Annotated in this window: 16 protein-coding genes; 12 read left to right on the top strand and 4 right to left on the bottom strand. The window is 69.9% G+C overall.

The features are described from left to right. Positions 1-84 precede the first annotated feature (84 nt). The 4 genes from DMC61_RS08400 to DMC61_RS08385 all read left to right on the top strand — a co-directional run bounded on the left by DMC61_RS08400 (position 85) and on the right by DMC61_RS08385 (position 4,018). Complete coding sequence (locus DMC61_RS08400) at positions 85-1,329, top strand: aminotransferase class I/II-fold pyridoxal phosphate-dependent enzyme (protein ID WP_016332779.1); 1,245 nt, start codon at positions 85-87, stop codon at positions 1,327-1,329. An 87-nt stretch (positions 1,330-1,416) separates the two neighbouring features. Next, the gene (locus DMC61_RS08395) at positions 1,417-2,367 is read left to right on the top strand and encodes a ferritin-like domain-containing protein (RefSeq protein WP_125688212.1); all 951 of its coding nucleotides are present in this window, start codon (positions 1,417-1,419) and stop codon (positions 2,365-2,367) included. Between the two features lie 66 nt (positions 2,368-2,433). Beyond that, a complete protein-coding gene (locus DMC61_RS08390; protein ID WP_125688210.1) occupies positions 2,434-3,531 on the top strand; it encodes an NAD(P)/FAD-dependent oxidoreductase in 1,098 nt (365 codons plus the stop codon). Between the two features lie 106 nt (positions 3,532-3,637). Continuing rightward, a complete protein-coding gene (locus tag DMC61_RS08385; protein WP_016332782.1) occupies positions 3,638-4,018 on the top strand; it encodes a hypothetical protein in 381 nt (126 codons plus the stop codon). A 67-nt stretch (positions 4,019-4,085) separates the two neighbouring features. On the opposite strand, the gene DMC61_RS08380 is transcribed toward DMC61_RS08385, so the two are convergent. Next, positions 4,086-5,876: a long-chain fatty acid--CoA ligase gene (locus DMC61_RS08380; RefSeq protein WP_125688208.1), complete on the bottom strand. Its 1,791-nt coding sequence runs from the start codon at positions 5,874-5,876 to the stop codon at positions 4,086-4,088. A 125-nt stretch (positions 5,877-6,001) separates the two neighbouring features. Here DMC61_RS08380 and DMC61_RS08375 point away from each other — a divergent pair, with 125 nt between their 5' ends. The 7 genes from DMC61_RS08375 to DMC61_RS08345 are packed head-to-tail and all read left to right on the top strand — an operon-like array spanning position 6,002 to position 11,102. Then, positions 6,002-6,412: a polyketide cyclase / dehydrase and lipid transport gene (locus DMC61_RS08375; RefSeq protein ID WP_072028015.1), complete on the top strand. Its 411-nt coding sequence runs from the start codon at positions 6,002-6,004 to the stop codon at positions 6,410-6,412. Between the two features lie 8 nt (positions 6,413-6,420). After that, a complete protein-coding gene (locus tag DMC61_RS08370) occupies positions 6,421-7,209 on the top strand; it encodes a metallophosphoesterase (protein WP_125688206.1) in 789 nt (262 codons plus the stop codon). A gap of 26 nt (positions 7,210-7,235) precedes the next feature. Beyond that, complete coding sequence (locus DMC61_RS08365; protein WP_125688204.1) at positions 7,236-7,676, top strand: SRPBCC family protein; 441 nt, start codon at positions 7,236-7,238, stop codon at positions 7,674-7,676. A gap of 14 nt (positions 7,677-7,690) precedes the next feature. Further along, entirely contained in the window at positions 7,691-8,833 is a 1,143-nt protein-coding gene (locus DMC61_RS08360; RefSeq protein WP_125688202.1) for an ArsA family ATPase, read from the top strand. After that, positions 8,830-9,249, top strand: coding sequence for a hypothetical protein (locus DMC61_RS08355; RefSeq protein ID WP_016332788.1), 420 nt, complete (start codon positions 8,830-8,832; stop codon positions 9,247-9,249). The genes DMC61_RS08360 and DMC61_RS08355 overlap by 4 nt, the downstream gene beginning before the upstream one ends. A gap of 16 nt (positions 9,250-9,265) precedes the next feature. Further along, the gene (locus DMC61_RS08350) at positions 9,266-10,225 is read left to right on the top strand and encodes an ROK family protein (protein WP_016332789.1); all 960 of its coding nucleotides are present in this window, start codon (positions 9,266-9,268) and stop codon (positions 10,223-10,225) included. 4 nt (positions 10,226-10,229) lie between these two features. Further along, positions 10,230-11,102 (top strand): NUDIX domain-containing protein, encoded by an 873-nt coding sequence (locus DMC61_RS08345; protein WP_125688200.1) that lies wholly within the window; start codon positions 10,230-10,232, stop codon positions 11,100-11,102. A 20-nt stretch (positions 11,103-11,122) separates the two neighbouring features. Here DMC61_RS08345 and DMC61_RS08340 read toward each other — a convergent pair whose 3' ends face one another. From DMC61_RS08340 to DMC61_RS08330, 3 genes are read right to left on the bottom strand one after another with little or no spacing between them, the layout of a single operon-like run. Next, a complete protein-coding gene (locus tag DMC61_RS08340; RefSeq protein ID WP_125688198.1) occupies positions 11,123-12,265 on the bottom strand; it encodes a glutamate--cysteine ligase in 1,143 nt (380 codons plus the stop codon). 20 nt (positions 12,266-12,285) lie between these two features. Next, the gene (locus DMC61_RS08335; protein WP_125688197.1) at positions 12,286-12,789 is read right to left on the bottom strand and encodes a hypothetical protein; all 504 of its coding nucleotides are present in this window, start codon (positions 12,787-12,789) and stop codon (positions 12,286-12,288) included. Continuing rightward, on the bottom strand, positions 12,786-13,556 hold the full coding sequence (locus tag DMC61_RS08330) for a carboxylesterase (RefSeq protein WP_125688195.1): 771 nt from the start codon (positions 13,554-13,556) through the stop codon (positions 12,786-12,788). Before DMC61_RS08330 ends, DMC61_RS08335 begins: the two co-directional genes overlap by 4 nt. A 214-nt stretch (positions 13,557-13,770) precedes the next feature. On the opposite strand from DMC61_RS08330, the gene DMC61_RS08325 reads away from it, so the two are divergent. Continuing rightward, positions 13,771-14,532 (top strand): 1-acyl-sn-glycerol-3-phosphate acyltransferase, encoded by a 762-nt coding sequence (locus tag DMC61_RS08325; protein WP_016332794.1) that lies wholly within the window; start codon positions 13,771-13,773, stop codon positions 14,530-14,532. Positions 14,533-14,534: the final 2 nt, after the last annotated feature.

Genomic DNA, 14,534 nt, shown 5'->3' with positions numbered 1-14,534 from the left:
CCGGAACCGTTATCGGATCATGTGCGCGCGGGCCTAGGGCCACCCTCGTCTCACGCCGGACCGCCGCCGGGTTTAGCGTTAGGCATGACCACTGCACCTGTCGATGTCGAGAGCGCCCGCCGCGACTACGCGGCCCTCGTCGACCGTGGCCTCTCCCTGGACATCACCCGCGGCAAGCCGTCCCCTCGCCAGCTGGACCTCGCCGACGGGCTGCTCGCCCTCCCCGGAGACGTGCGCAAGGCCGAGGACGGCACGGACGTCCGCAACTACGGCGGCCTCAAGGGCCTGCCCGAGCTCCGCCGCATCTTCGCCGGGCCGCTGCAGGTCCCGGCCGAGCAGCTGCTGGCCGCGGGGAACTCCAGCCTGGAGCTCATGCACGACTCGATCGTGCAGGCCTTCCTCAGCAAGCTCCCGGGCGCCGAGCGCCGCTGGGCCGACGAGCCGAGCGTCAAGTTCCTGTGCCCCGTGCCGGGCTACGACCGCCACTTCGCGCTGGCCGAGCGCTTCGGGATCGAGCTGATCCAGGTGCCGCTGACCGAGACCGGCCCGGACATGGAGGTCGTCGAGCGGCTCGTCGCCGAGGACGCCGCGGTCAAGGGCATCTGGTGCGTGCCGAAGTACAGCAACCCGACCGGTGTCACCTACAGTGACGACACCGTGCGCCGCCTGGCGACGATGACCACGGCCGCCCCGGACTTCCGGATCTTCTGGGACAACGCCTACGCCGTGCACCACCTCACCGAGGACGAGGCGCCGCTGGCCGACCTGCTCGCGCTGGCCACCGAGGCGGGCAACGCCGACCGCGTGTTCGTCTTCGGCTCCACCTCGAAGGTCACCTACGCGGGTGGCGGTGTCGGCTTCTTCGGCGCGTCCGAGGCGAACCTGGCCTGGTGGACCGGCCTCATCGGCAAGCGGACCATCGGCCCGGACAAGGTCAACCAGCTCCGCCACGCGCAGTTCCTGCGCGACGAGGACGGCGTCCGCGAGCACATGCGCAAGCACGCCGAGCTCATCGGGCCGAAGTTCGCGGCCGTCGACGAGATCCTCACCAAGGAACTGGGCGAATCGGGCCTCGCGTCCTGGACCAAGCCGACCGGCGGGTACTTCATCTCGCTGACCGTGCCGTCCGGGACCGCCAAGGAGGTCGTGCGGCTGGCCAAGGAGGCGGGGATCGCCCTGACCCCGGCCGGCGCGACCCACCCGTACGGCGACGACCCCGAGGACGCCGTCATCCGCATCGCGCCGACGTACCCCGAGCTGGCCGAGGTGGAAGAGGCCATCCGCGGTCTCGCGGTCTGCGTTCGCCTTGCCGCGGCGACGAAGAAATAAGTTCGAGATCTTCTCCAATCCGGGTCACGGGTGGTTCCGAACGTCCGAGTGGGTGGGTGTGCACCGCAAAGACGAGAGGAACCACTCGTGTTCGGAAAGCCCTTCGTTCGTACCCTGATCTCCCGCAGCGCGGAGAACCGCACGGATCGCCGCCGGTTCCTGAAGGCCGCGGGCGCGGCGGGGCTCGGTGTGGTCGGCGCGACCTACCTCGGGGTCCAGGCCACTTCGTCGGCTTCGGCCACGGGTGACGCCGCCGCTGCCGCCGCGGGTGCGCCCAGCGACGCCGCCGTGCTCAACTTCGCGCTCAACCTGGAGTACCTCGAAGCCGAGTTCTACTCCTTCGCCGTCCACGGCCGCGGGCTGCCGGACGACCTCACCGGCGGCGCCGGCACCCAGGGCGGTGTCTCCGGCGGCAAGAAGGTGATGTTCCACGACAAGGCGCTGCACCAGTTCGCGAAGGAGATCGCGGGCGACGAGGTCGCGCACGTCAAGTTCCTGCGCGGGGCGCTCGGCGAGGCCGCGGTGTCGCGGCCCGAGATCGACCTGAAGAACAGCTTCACGGCCGCCGCTCGCGCCGCCGGGCTGGTCAGCGAGTACCAGCAGTTCGACCCGTTCGCCAGCGAGAAGAACTTCCTGCTGGCGGCGTTCCTGTTCGAGGACGTCGGCGTGACGGCCTACAAGGGCGCCGCCCCGCTGATCACCAACAAGACGTTCCTGGACGCGGCCGCGGGCATCCTGGCTGCCGAGGCCTACCACGCCGCCACCATCCGGACCGCGCTGTTCGACCGGGAACTCGGCGACGCGGCCGCCAAGATCTCCAACGCGCGCGACGCCCTCGACGGCCCCGGTGACGACGACCAGGGTGTCCTGCTCGGCAACCAGGCCAACATCGTGCCGACCGACCAGAACGGCATCTGCTTCGGCCGCGGCGCCGACCGCGTGCTGAACGTCGTCTACCTGAACCCGGGCGCGGTGAAGGAGGGCGGGTTCTTCCCCAAGGGCGTCAACGGCGACATCGTCGCCAGCGGCGGCGCGTGATCTCCCTCTGTCGTGTCGCCGTTTCCCGGTACCGTCGAGGACCGGCGACACGACAGGGGGTTCGCGGTGAAGGCAGTGATCATCGGCGGCGGCATCTCCGGCACGGTGACCGCGATGGCGTTGCGCCGGGCCGGGATCGAGGCGAGCGTCCACGAGGCGTACCCGTCCGGCGGCGAGGACGCGGGCGCGTTCCTGACGATCATGCACAACGGCATGGACGCCCTGCGCGCGATCGGCGCCGAGGCACCGGTGATCGACATTTCGTTCGGCGCGGGGGGTCTGGAACTCGTGACGCCGGACGGGCGGACCGTCGATCGGCGTTCCTTCGACATCGACGGCCTTGCCGGGCCGCGCACGATGAAGCGGGCGGCGCTTTACCGCGCGTTGCAGGAGGAGGTGATCTCGCGCGGGATCACCTTCGAACGCGGGAAGCGGCTGGTTTCCGCGTCGCCGGGGATCGCCCGGTTCGAGGACGGTTCCGTGGCCGAGGGCGACATCCTCATCGGCGCCGACGGCCTGCGGTCGGTCGTCCGGACGATCATCGACCCGGACTGCCCGCCGCCGCGCTCGACGGGCCTCGACGTCGTCTACGGCTACACGACCGACACGAGCATCCCGCAGGCGCCTTCCCTCTATCGGATGATCCAGAGCCTGCACGCCTACTTCGGCTACACCAGCACTCCCGACGGCTCGACGTACTGGTTCGCGCGGCTTCCCACGGCCGAAGGCGTGCGCTCCGGCCTGACCCCGGCCGAATGGCGCGCGGCCGCTTTCGCCGCTTTCGACGGGGAACCGTTGCCCGCCGCGGAAATCATCCAGTCCACCGGGGACGAGGTCTTCGGCGGACATTCCTACGACGTGCCCTCGACACCGGTGTGGTTCACCGAGTCGATGGTGCTCGTCGGCGACGCGGCGCACGCGGCGTCGCCCGCAGCCGGGCAGGGGGCGTCGATGGCGCTGGAGGACAGTGTCGTGCTGGCCCAGTGCTTGCGGGATCTTCCTGACGCGCCAACGGCTTTCGCGGCCTACGAGCGGCTGCGGCGGGCGCGGGTGGAGCAGTTGGTGGCCAGCAGCGCGGCGGTGTCTGCGAGCACGACGTCCGATCGGGACCGGAACTGGCTTTATCGGCACCATATCGAATGGGACGCGAAGATCACCGGGTGAACCACCACTGTGATGCCGGTCATACGTCGCGAGATTCCCAGGTGATGCTTGTCGATCATCAGTACGGTACGCGGCGTACCGACCAAATCACTCCTGGGGGTCAATGATGTACAACAAGGTTCGTGCGCTCCTGCTCGCCACCTTCGCGGTGACGGGGCTGGCCGTGGTGAGCGCGCCGGCCGCACACGCCGCCACGTACACGCAGGTGGGCTATGCGAGCTCGTTCGGCAGGCAGGTGTACCTGTGGCGCAACAACGACAACGGGTGCATCCACGCGCAGGGCAAGAGCATGCGCATCGGTGACGAGGTGATCCTGCAGGTGGTCAGCGGCGGCATGCTCATCGACGACGATGTGCAGCGCGCCAACGCCACCGGCGTCTCGGTCAACACGCAGTCGCTGTGCAACAAGGGTGGTGCCGGCTTCCGGGGTCTCGTGAAGGACGCGAACGCGAACGGACCGCAGACCGGGACTTACCAGAACTGGTAGCCGGAAGTACGTGAAGGCCCCCTTCCCTCGGCTCAGCCGAGGAAAGGGGGCCTTCACGCGCGAAAGGCTACTTCTTGTAGAGGGCCTCGATGTCGGTCGCGTAGTTCTTGTTCACGATGTTGCGCTTCAGCTTCAGGCTCGGCGTGATCTCCCCGCCCGCCTCGGTGAAGTCCTTCGAGAGGATCGTGAACTTCTTGATCGCCTCGGCCTGCGACACCGCGCTGTTGGCCTGGTCCACGGCCGTCTGGATCTCGGCGCGCAGTTCGGCGTCGTCGGCCAGATCGGACACCGACGCGTCGGAAGGCTTGCCGTGCTGCGACTTCCACGACGGGAAGTACTCCTCGTCGATGGTGATCAGCGCGCCGATGAACGGCCGCTGGTCGCCGACGACCATCGCCTGGCTGACCAGCGGGCTGGCCTTGATGGTGTCCTCGAGCCCGGACGGAGCGACGTTCTTGCCGCCCGCGGTGACGATGATCTCCTTCTTGCGCCCGGTGATCTTCAAGAAGCCGTCGTCGTCCAGCTCGCCGAGGTCGCCGGTGTGGAACCAGCCGTCCTCCAGCGCTTCGGCGGTCGCTTCGGCGTTGTTGAAGTAGCCGCCGAACACGACGTCGCCCTTCAGCAGGATCTCGCCGTCTTCGGCGATCCGGACCGAAGTGCCGGCGACCGGGCGGCCCACCGTGCCGACGCGGAACCCGGTCTGGGTGCCGACGCAGGCCGCCGCGGAGGTCTCGGTCAGGCCGTAACCCTCGAACACCGGGACACCGATGCCGCGGAAGAAGTGCGCCAGCCGCACGCCGAGCGGGGCACCACCGGACACCGCTGCGACGCACCGGCCGCCGAGGGCCGCGCGGAGCTTGCTGAACACCAGCTTGTCGAACAGCGCGTGCTTGACCTTCAGGCCCAGCCCGGCGCCGCCGGTGTCCTGCGCCTGGCTGTAGGCGACCGCGGTGGCTTCGGCGGCGTCGAAGATCTTGCCCTTGCCGTCGCCGTGCGCCTTCTGCTTCGCGCCGTTGTAGACCTTCTCGAACACGCGCGGCACGGCGACGACGAACGTCGGCCGGAAGGTGCCGAGGTCGGCGACGAGGTTCTTGACGTCCGACGTGTGCCCGAGGGTCACGCGCGCGCTGAGCGCGGTCACCGCGATGGCGCGCGCGAGGACGTGCGCGAGCGGCAGGAACACCAGCAGCGAGTTGCCCTGCTCCATCAGCTGCGGGAACGCGGCGATGTCGGCACGGATCTCGGCGAGGAGGTTCCGGTGGGTCAGCTCGACGCCCTTGGGGCGGCCGGTCGTGCCCGAGGTGTACACGATCGTGGCCAGGTCGCCGGCCTTCACCGTGCGGCGGCGCTCATGCAGATCGTCGTCGCCGAGGTCGGCGCCCTGCTCGGTGAGCTGGTCGACGGCACCCGCTTCGATCTGCCAGGTGTGCTCCAGCGCGTCGAGGCGGCCCTTGACGGTTTCCAGGGTCGCGACGTGCTCGTCGGTCTCGACGAAGACGGCCTTCGCGGCCGAATCCGAGAGGATCCAGTGGACCTGCTCGGCCGACGAGGTGTCGTAGATCGGGACGGTGACCGCGCCGGCGGCCCAGATCGCGAAGTCGATCAGGGTCCATTCGTAGCGGGTCTTCGACATGAGCCCGACCCGGTCGCCCGGAGCGATGCCCGCCTGTGCCATTCCCTTGGCCACGGCCAGAACCTGGGCGGCGAAGTCTTTGGCGGTGACGTCCAACCAGGTACCGTCGACCTGACGGCGGAAACTCACCACATCGGAGAACCGCTCGGCGTTCGCCCAGACGACGTCGGCGAGATTTTCGTCGTCGGTCACCGGAGTGGCGGCGGGGGCGCTGTATTCGCGCACGAGGAACCTCCGTGTTCGCGTGCAAGTGGTGTGACCGGTGTTACCCGCCAGTCAACTTAGCGTGCCGTGCACCTTAAGACCATGCTGACGAATCGGCCATACCCAGGGCATGACATTCTGCCGCTGTGAACCAGGCGCCGCCAGCTCTCGACATCGTCGACGAGACCTTCCTCGTGGTCCCGCCCTCCACCGTGGCCGCCGCTTTCGCGGATCCGCGATCTTGGTCACGTTATTGGCCGGACCTCGTCCTGGAGGTCTACACCGACCGCGGGGACCAGGGATTGCGCTGGACCGTGCGCGGTGCCTTGATCGGTACGATGGAGGTCTGGCTCGAGCCGGTGCTCGACGGCACCTTGCTGCACTACTTCCTGCGCGCCACCCCCGCCGGTCCCGACGGGGAGCCGATCGGCCTGGCACCACGGGAATTGCGCCGCGAGTTCGACCGCCGTGCCCGTGCCGCCAAGGCGATCGCGCTCGGGCTCAAAGAGGTCCTGGAGGACGGGCGGGAGCCCGGGGTCGGCCCCCGGGCCGAGTAGGGGAGAGCATGCGGGTTCACGTGGTGTCGGACGTGCACGGCAACGCCGACGCGCTCAAACGCGCGGGTGACGGCGCCGACGCGCTGATCGTCCTGGGCGACCTGCTGGACTTCGTCGACTACCGCGAGCACGACAAGGGCATCATGGGCGCGCTGTTCGGCGCCGAGAAGGTCGGCGAGTTCGCGCGCCTGCGGCGTGAGGGCACTCGTGATGAGACCGTTGCCTTCTCGCGATCGTTGTGGGCCACTTTGGCCGATCCGGCCGCCGCCGTCGGCGAGGCGATCCACGACCAGTACGGCGTCCTGTTCGGCGCGCTGACCGCGCCGACGTTCGCGACCCCCGGCAACGTCGACGACCCCTCGCTGTGGCCGGAGTTCGCCGGCGACGGCATCACCGTCCTCGACGGCGAGGTCGCCGAGTTCGGCGGCCTGCGGCTGGGGTTCATCGGCGGCGCGCTGCTCCCGCCGAACGTGGTCCCGCGCCGCAACGGCTTCTGGCGGCCGTACCTGCGCACCCGCGAGGAGTACGACGCCGCGGTCGCCGGGCTGGAGAACGTCGACGTCCTGTGCACCCACATCCCGCCCGCCGTCCCGGAACTGACCTACGACGTGATCGCGCGGCGGTCCGAGATCGGCTCGGCGGCGCTGGTGGACCTCATCCGCGAGCAGCGGCCGCGCTGGTCGGTCTTCGGGCACGTCCACCAGCCGCTGACCCCGAGGACGAGGCTCGGCAGGACCGAATGCCGTAACGTCGGTCACTTCAAAGAGACCGCACAGCCGTACGTGCTGCGCTGGTGACCCTCGGCTCCGGCTAGGCTGCGTTCATGGCCGAGCAGTCCACGCAATCCATCGAGGTCGACGCCGAGCCCGAGCGGGTCATGGCCGTCATCGCCGACTTTCCCGCGTACCCGGAATGGGCCAAGGCCGTCCGGGAGACCGAGGTGCTCGGCGAGGACGCCGACGGCCGCGCCAAACAGGTGAAACTCACCCTCGACGCCGGACCCATCAAGGACGTCTACACCCTCGAGTACGACTGGGACGCCGACGGCCACGGAGTCAGCTGGCACCTGGTCAAGGGCCAGATGCAGAAGGCCCAGAACGGCCGTTACGCCCTCGAAGCGCTGGGCGCCGGGCGCACCAAGGTCACGTATACGCTGTCCGTCGAGCTGGCGCTGCCGATGATCGGGCTGCTGCGCCGCAAGGCCGAGAAGATGGTCATGGACACCGCGCTCAAGGAGCTCAAGAAGCGCGCTGAAGCATCCTGAGTCGAAGGGTAGGCATGCGGATCCTGCTGTTCACCGGCAAGGGGGGTGTCGGCAAGACCACGCTGGCCGCGGCGACGGCGGCGGCACTGGCCGGGCGGGGCAGGAAGACGCTCGTGGTCTCGACCGACCCGGCGCATTCCCTCGGTGACGCCTTCGGCCGCCCGCTCGGCGGTGAACCGTCCGAAGTGGACACGCTGCTCCACGCCGCCCAGATCGACACCCGCGGCCTCGTGGACAGCACCTGGCGCGAACTCCGGCGGGAACTGCAGACCGCGCTCGCGGGAGTGGGCCTCGACTCGCTCGACGCCGAGGAACTCACCGTGGTGCCCGGCGTCGACGAACTCCTCGCCCTCACCGAGGTCCAGCGTCTCGCCGAGCACGGTCCCTGGGAGACGGTCGTCGTCGACTGTGGACCGACCGCGGAAACGCTGCGCCTGCTGGCCTTGCCCGAAGCCGTCTCCGGCTACCTGTCGAGGATGTTCAAACCGGGCGCGCGGCGGACGGCGGCCGCGGTGCGGCGGCTCGGCGCGCATCTGGAGTCGCTGCGCGCGCTGCTGACCGATCCGGCCACCACCACCGTGCGGCTCGTGCTGACGCCGGAGCGCGTCGTCGTCGCCGAAGCCCGCCGCACGCTCAGTTCCCTTGCCCTGCGCGGAATCCTGGTCGACGGCCTGATCGTCAACCGGCTCATGCCCGCGCCCGGGTTCTGGCGCGGCGCCGCGGCCACGTGGATGCGGACCCGGCGCACCCAGCAGAACGCCGTCCTCACCGAACTCGCCGACGCCGGTTTCGGGCCGGGACAGGTGAAACCCGTCGAGCATCGTGCCGTCGAGCCGGTGGGGCTCGAAGCCCTGCAGGAAATCGCGTACGAGCTTTACCAAGGGCTGGATCCCTTGGCAGGGAACGAAAAAGGGGTGACCCCGCTGCTGCAGGTGTCCGAATCGGACGGCGGCTACGAGCTGCGCATCGCGGTGCCCCTGCACCTCGATTCCGAAGTGGACCTGGCCAGAGTGGACGATGATCTCGCCGTCACCGTGGACGGTTTCCGGCGGCTGATCGCGCTGCCGGAGATGTTGCGCCCGTGCCGGATCACCGGTGCGGAATCCGACGCGCACGGCCTGGTCGTGAGCCTGGCCGGGAACCGGGGACCCGGGTGAGCGAGAACAACGAGTACACCGGATCGAAGCCGCTCGAACTGGCCGAAGAGATCCGGCTCCTGGTCGAACTGGTCGTCGAGCACGCCGCGCCGTGGCTGGAGGGCCTGATCTCCGCCGGGCACGGCTGCACCGACCACGACGCCGACGGGTGGTGCCCGCTCTGCGCGATCGTCGGGGTCTTCCGCGGCGAACGGCCCGAGTTCGTGGCCCGCCTGATGGAGCAGGCCGCGCAGCTCGTCGCGTTGCTGCGGGCGGTGCTCGCCGATCGGTGGGAACCCGAGGCAGGCGTACACATGCCGGGGTTCCAGCCTGCGCGGAAGGAGCCCGCGGCCGAAGATGAGCCGATGGGAGCTTCGCGGGTCCAGCACATCACGGTGACCAGGCGCGACGCTTGGCAGCCGGACCGGGAGAACTGAGTTGCTGACGGTAGGGGTGGACGTCGGGGGCACGAGTGTGCGCGCCGGCGTGGTGGACGAGCACGGCTCGCTGATGGACACCGCCAGGGTCGGGACGCCCAGCGGGGAGGACGCGCTCGAAGACGCCATCGCCGGGGTCGTCGAAGACCTCCGCAACCGGCACGACGTGTCCGGCGTCGGGCTCGCGGTCGCCGGGTTCGTCGCGAAGGACCGGCGGACGGTGATGTTCGCGCCGCATCTGTCCTGGCGTGCCGCGCCGGTCGCCGAGCGCATCGAAAAGCGGGTCGGCCTGCCGGTGACCCTGGAACACGACGTGAACGCCGCCGCGGTCGGCGAATACCGCTTCGGAGCCGCCCGCGGCGCTCATGTCGCCGCGCTGATCGCCCTCGGCACCGGGATCGGCGCGGGACTCCTGCTCGACGGCAAGATCTACCGGGGCGCGTACGGCGTCGCACCCGAACTCGGGCACCTGACCGTCGTCCCCGGCGGCAGGCCCTGCCCGTGCGGGAAATACGGCTGCTGGGAGCGGTACTGCAGCGGGACGGCGCTGGCCGCGACGGCGGTGGAACTGCTCGCCCGGCATCCCGGCCGCTCGACCGTGCTCGCGCGCGAGACCAGGGGAGACCCCGGCTCGGTCACCGGCCGCCGGGTCGCCGGGGCCGCCCGCGACGGCGACCCGATCGCCCAGCGCGCGATGACCGAACTGGCGAAGTGGCTCGCCGAGGGGCTGGCGCTGGTCGCCGACGTCTTCGATCCCGAGCTCATCGTGATCGGCGGCGGCGTGTCCGAATCGGCTCCGCTGTTCCTCGACGAGGCCCGCGAGCACTACGCGGACAAGATCACCGGCGCCGGGCACCGTCCGCTGGCACGCATCCGGGCCGCGCACCACGGCGACGATTCGGCGATCGTCGGTGCCGCCGCCCTCGCCGCCGACGCGGCGAAGGCTCCCGGTGCCGAGATCGGTGTGACACGCTGAAGCGGTGACCCGGCAGGACGGCAACGGCTTCGTGAAGTGCGACTTCGGGCATCTTCACTGGGGCTTGAACGGCGCGGCCGGCTTGCTGCTGTCCGATCCCGCACGCGGGGTCCTGCTGCAGCGGCGGGCCTGGTGGGTCCACCATGGACGCACCTGGGCGCTGCCCGGTGGCGCCGTCGAGGCGGGGGAGAGCCCGCGCGAGGCGGCCACCCGCGAGGCGCACGAGGAGGCCGACATCCCGCCCGCCCGGGTCCGGCCGCTGGCCGCGTCGCACGTCGACCACGGGAACTGGCGCTACACCACGGTGCTCGCCGCGCCGATCGGCCCGCTTTCGGCCAGGGTGAAGAGCGCGGAGAGCGCGGAACTGCGATGGGTACGCGCGGGCGAGGTCGCGGACTTCCGGCTGCATCGCGACTTCGCGGCGGCGTGGCCGGGATTGAGGGAACACTTGGATCGCGGGCTGGTACTGGTGGTCGACGGCGCGAACGTCGTCGGATCGCGGCCGGACGGCTGGTGGCGTGACCGGCGCGGCGCCGCGGAACGGTTGCGGGACAAGCTCGTGAGCCTGTCCGAGACCGGGCTCGCCGATCCGGCCCTGCCCGGGGGCGGCGGATGGTCGTGGTGGCCGAAGGTCGTGCTGGTCGTCGAGGGCAAGGCGCGGGGAGTCGAGCCGGTGCCGGGTGTCGAGGTCGTCGAGGCCGACGGCGAAGGCGACGACACGATCGTCGCCGTCACGCGTGAAGCCCGCGCCGCGGGCCCGGACGACCACGTCGTCGTGGTGACCGCCGACCGGGAGCTGCGTTCCCGCGTCGAGGCCCTGGGCGCTTCGACCTTCGGCCCCGGCACCCTTTTGGGACACCTCGACTCCCGCATTTAGTCCTCTGAATGCGGTCCTGGTCAGGGACGCGCGATCTTCCCGTCCCGCATCTCCGCGATGAGCGAAGCGACGACGGCGCGCAGGCTGCCGTTGTACTGCTTCGCCACCGCGCGCTGACGCAGGTAGCTGGGCCCGTAGGCCAGGATGGTCTCCACCGACCGCAGCTCGTCGGCGCAGTCCAGGCGCCGGGCCACCGGTTCGAGCCGGTTCAGCAGGTCGTAGGTGTCGTCGGTGACGAGCCGCTCGTTGCCCGCCGCGTCGAGGATGACGATCGCGTCGACGCCGTACCGCGCCGCGCGCCACTTGTTCTCCTGGACGTGCCACGGCGGCAGCGTCGGCAGGATCTCGCCGTCGTCGAGGCGCGCGCTGAAGTCGTCGACCAGGCATTGGGTCAGCGCGGAGATCGCGCCGACCTCCTCCAGCGTCGGCAGCCCGTCGCACACCCGCATCTCGACCGTCCCGAAATGCGGCGCGGGCCGGATGTCCCAGCGGATCTCGGAGAAATGGTCGATCACGCCCGTGGTGAACATGTCGTCGACGTAGCTCTCCAGCTCGGTCCACTTCCGGAACTGGAACGGCAGCCCGGCCGTCGGCAGCTGCTGGAACATCAGCGCGCGGTTCGACGCGTACCCGGTGTCCTCCGCGCCCCAGTACGGCGAAGACGCCGAAAGCGCTTGCAGATGCGGCGCGTACTTGAGCAGGGCGTCGAGGATCGGCAGGGCCTTGTCCCGGTGGTCGACGCCGACGTGCACGTGGACGCCGTAGATCAGCATCTGCCGTCCCCACCACTGGGTCCGGTCGATGAGCTTGGCGTAGCGCTCCTTGTCGGTGACCTTCTGCTGGTACCAGGTCGAGAACGGATGCGACCCGGCGGAGAACAGCTCGACGCCCAGCGGGTCCAGCACCGAATGCACCACGTCCAGCGAGTCGTTCAGATCGGCCTTGACCTCGGCGATCGTGTCGCAGATCCCGCTGATCACCTCGATGGTGTTGAGCAGCAGTTCCTGCTTGATCTTCGGATGCTCCTCCCGGCCGTCGGGCCGGACGGCGTCGAGCACCTGTTCCGCGACCGACGAGAGCTCACCGGTCCGCCGGTCGACGAGGGCGAGTTCCCATTCCGCGCCGACCGTCGACCGGCGCGAGGGAGTGAAGTCGATCTTCATCTTCCGAATTGTCCGGCAGATCAGACCTGGGCGCCGTTGTGCGGATCCGCGCCGGGCGGCGGCCCCTGGCGCACCCGCAGCAGGAGCAGGGCGATCGCGGTCGCGAGGGCGAGGATCCCGAGCGGCGTGCCGAGCCGGGTGCCCATGCCGATCAGGGTGGGCGCGATCAGCAGCAGCAGGCCGAGCAGGAAGAACAGCAGGACGATGAACGCGCCCTTGCGCGGACGCGGCAGGGGCGGCGGCTCGGGCGGCACGAAGTGGCCCTCGTCGTCGCCCGGCCCGGCCGGGTCGTCCTCGAAGAGGGTCTTGTCCCAGCTGGTGCCGCCGCCGCGCCAGCCCGGTTCGGGTTCGGCGTCCGACGGCTCGGGGCGGGGTGCCTTCTCGGCGGGCTTCTCCGCCGTCTTCCCGGCCGGTTTCTCCAGGTCGTCTTCCGGGAAGAGGCCGACGCCCTCCGCACGGAGGTCGGCCACGATCTCGGCGAACGTCGCGTCGACGTCCTCCGGCCCGTCCTTGCCTCTGCTCATCCGGCGTCCACCTGTCCCGCCCGGCGCACGGACCGGGCGAAGTCCACCGTACGCGTGAAGATCAGGCCCGCGTCGTGGTCTTGCGTGGCGACGTGGAAGCTGTTCTCCAGCACCACCTCGGTCACGTCGTCGCTGCCGATCCCGTCCAGGATCACCTGGGAGTTGACCGGCTCCACGATGTGGTCGACGGCCGAGTGGAGCAGGAGCACCGGCTGGGTCACCTTGCGCAGATCCGCGCGGGTGAGTTTCCACAGCTTCGCCAGGCTGGCCGCGGCGCGCACAGGCGTCCGCGAGTAAGCCAGCTCGGTCTCGCCGGGCTTCGCGATGTCGTTGGCCACGCCCGGGACCGAGGGCAGGACCCGCGAGAGGACGGGCAGCAGCTTGGCGTCCCAGCGCAGCGTCATGACCGACGGGTTCACCAGCACGATGCCGGCGATCCGGTCGCCGAACTCCTCGGCCAGCCGCAGCGTCAGCGTCCCGCCCATCGACATCCCGGCGACGAACACCGTGTCGCAGGTCGCGAAGAGCGCCAGCAGCTCTTCGCGGACCGCGCCGTACCAGTCCTCCCAGCCGGTCCGGTTCATGTCCTGCCACCGGGTCCCGTGCCCGGGGAGCAGCGGGCAGCGCACCGTGTAACCGGCTTCGGCCAGATGGTCGCCCCACGGCCGCATACTCGCGGGAGTGCCGGTGAATCCGTGGCACAGCAGGAACCCTGCTTCGGTCGAACCGGTGTGAGCGAACGGTTCCGCGCCGGCGAGGACGGCCATGCGATCGCCTTCCGTGAGAGCTGGGTAGGTCTACTATGTTCGCACGACCGGAGCGGCTTGTGGGGCCCCGGCCACTGCCGGAATCGGGCCGGATCGGGTGTGAGATCCGTCGCTGGGTGCGGGTAACCGGGTGGACTTCGTTGTGCCTGAGGTGCGCGATTCGTAGTCTTGACCATCGGGCGCAGGGGTTGAGCTGCTAGGAGGAGTTTTCGCAGTGCTGTACTGGCTCATGAAACACGTGTTTATCGGGCCACTGCTCAAGGCGCTGTGGCCCACCAAAGTCGTCGGCGCGGAGAACATCCCCGACGACGGCGGCGCGATCCTCGCGGGCAACCACCTCGCGGTGGCCGACTCCTTCTTCATGCCGCTGCGCGTCAAGCGCAAGGTGACCTTCCCGGCCAAATCGGAGTACTTCACCGAAAAGGGCTTCAAGGGCCTGCTGAAGAAGTGGTTCTTCACCGGCGTCGGCCAGTTCCCGATCGACCGCTCCGGCGGCAACGCCGCGCAGGCCGCGCTCGACACCGCGACCCGGCTGGTCCGCGAAGGACACCTCCTCGGCATCTACCCCGAAGGCACCCGCTCTCCGGACGGCCGCCTGTACAAGGGCAAGACCGGCGTCGCGCGGATCGCGCTCGAATCCGGCGGCGTCGTGGTCCCGGTCGCCATGATCGGCACCGACAAGGTCAACCCGATCGGCTCGAAGATGTGGTGGCCGCGCCGCCTCGAGATCCGCTTCGGCAAGCCGCTCGACTTCTCGCGCTACGAGGGCCTCGCCGGCGACCGCTTCATCGAGCGGTCCATCACCGACGAGATCATGTACGCGCTCATGGAACTCTCCGGCCAGGAGTACGTCGACATCTACGCCGCCAAGGCGAAGGAACTGCTCGCTGCCGAGGAGGCGGGAGTCCGCCCCAAGGTGCCCGCGCAGCCCTCCGCCCAGGACGTCGCCCGTATCCCGGACACCAAGGTCGGCTGAGG

This window comes from Amycolatopsis sp. WAC 04169 (assembly GCF_003947535.1).
GTDB classification, from domain to species: Bacteria; Actinomycetota; Actinomycetes; order Mycobacteriales; family Pseudonocardiaceae; genus Amycolatopsis; species Amycolatopsis keratiniphila.
This window is presented reverse-complemented; position numbering and strand designations above follow the sequence as displayed.

Coding starts and splice junctions, on each gene's coding strand:
- DMC61_RS08360 (WP_125688202.1), top strand. CDS start 7,691: ATGCGGATCCTGCTGTTCACCGGCAAGGGGGGTGTCGGCAAGACCACG.
- DMC61_RS08340 (WP_125688198.1), bottom strand. CDS start 12,265: ATGAAGATCGACTTCACTCCCTCGCGCCGGTCGACGGTCGGCGCGGAA.
- DMC61_RS08400 (WP_016332779.1), top strand. CDS start 85: ATGACCACTGCACCTGTCGATGTCGAGAGCGCCCGCCGCGACTACGCG.
- DMC61_RS08370 (WP_125688206.1), top strand. CDS start 6,421: ATGCGGGTTCACGTGGTGTCGGACGTGCACGGCAACGCCGACGCGCTC.
- DMC61_RS08330 (WP_125688195.1), bottom strand. CDS start 13,556: ATGGCCGTCCTCGCCGGCGCGGAACCGTTCGCTCACACCGGTTCGACC.
- DMC61_RS08385 (WP_016332782.1), top strand. CDS start 3,638: ATGTACAACAAGGTTCGTGCGCTCCTGCTCGCCACCTTCGCGGTGACG.
- DMC61_RS08365 (WP_125688204.1), top strand. CDS start 7,236: ATGGCCGAGCAGTCCACGCAATCCATCGAGGTCGACGCCGAGCCCGAG.
- DMC61_RS08335 (WP_125688197.1), bottom strand. CDS start 12,789: ATGAGCAGAGGCAAGGACGGGCCGGAGGACGTCGACGCGACGTTCGCC.